The 1,307-nt window shown below is 69.2% G+C and carries 1 protein-coding gene; it reads right to left on the bottom strand.

The annotated features are described in order from the left end of the window. Positions 1 to 80: 80 nt before the first annotated feature. Complete coding sequence (locus D7V77_RS42000) at positions 81 to 605, bottom strand: tetratricopeptide repeat protein (protein ID WP_120581731.1); 525 nt, start codon at positions 603 to 605, stop codon at positions 81 to 83. Positions 606 to 1,307 lie beyond the last annotated feature (702 nt).

Here is a 1,307-nt window from a genome sequence, read left to right as displayed (position 1 = left end):
CCCTCCGGCCGGCCGCCCCCGGACCGCTCCCCAACTGTCCGGTGGCACATCCGTCTTGAAACGTCTCTCCCGTCAACCGCTCACGTCGGCGGAGCGCCCTCCTTCAGCTTCTCCACCGCCACCAGGGTGATGGCCTTCACCAGGGCCTTCGCGCGGCGTCCCGCGGACGTCTCGCCATGCGGGTCGACCTCCACCGCGTTGGCGATGTCCGTGAAGCCCTGCCGCTCGCCCCGGCGCAGGTGCAGCTCGCCCCGGCCCGTCAGCGCCACGGGGTTGCGCGGGTCTCCAGTCAGCGCGTGCGTGTACTCGGTGAGCGCGTCCTCCACCCTCCCGAGCTTCTGGTACACGGTGCCCAGCGCCGCGTGCGCCGCGGAGTCCTTCGGGTTCCCCTCCACGAGCCCCTCGAAGAGGATGCGCGCCTCCTCCAACCGGCCCGCCGCCGCCAGGTCGCAGCCCACCTGCGCGATGGCCTTCGCCTCCTCGAAGGTCATCCCCTCCACCTCCGCCCAGGTCGTCTCCCCCCGCGCGAATGCCTTCAGCCTGCGCGCCGTGCCGATCTCCATCGTCAGTCCCTCGCCGCCGTCGTGCTTGATGATGCGTCCCATGGCGGCCCTCACGCGCTGCGCAGGTTGGAGATGGCCGTCTTCGCCATCTCGTTGAACTTCGAAGACATGTTGCTCATCAGGTCGAACATGGCCTTGCGCTTCTCCATCAGCGTCTGAAGCCGCAGCTCCAGCTCCTGCATGCCCGTGTCCAGCTTCGCGCCACGCGCCTTGTCCGAGTCGCTGGTGCCCAACGTGGCGCGCTCCTCGCGGGCGCTGGCCATCTCGTTCATCACGTCCAGCAGCTCGTCGTCGGTGTCCTCGGTGATGCCCATCAGCAGGGCCTGCACCTTCTGCTCGATGCTCAGGTTCGGGTTGTCCACGATGTCGCGCGCCCGCGAGCCGCCCGTGCTCCGGCCGCTGCCGCTCGACGCCTTCGGCACCGAGTCCAGCTCCGCGTCCAGGTCCTGCCAGCTGGTGACGCCGTCCCGGCCGCCGCCCGCCGCCATCTCCAGGCGGTGCCAGTACTCCGGGTGGTCCGTGAAGAACTGCGCGGCGCGCTTGAGCGTGGAGGACGCCGCCGGGCTGCCCAGCACCGCCTCCAGGTCCGCCATCGTCAGCTTGCCGTCCTTCGTGCCCTTCGCCGTGTCGAAGGTGTCCCAGTTCTCGTCCAGCACCTGGAGCGCGTCGGCGTACTCCTGTCTCTTTATACACATCTGACGCTGCCGACGATCTTACGCGTGTAGATCGCGGTGGTCTTCGTGG

Source organism: Corallococcus sp. CA041A (assembly GCF_003612075.1).
Lineage (GTDB): Bacteria > Myxococcota > Myxococcia > Myxococcales > Myxococcaceae > Corallococcus > Corallococcus exiguus.
The sequence above is the reverse complement of the archived record's forward strand: the minus strand, read 5'-3'. Positions and strand labels throughout refer to the sequence as shown.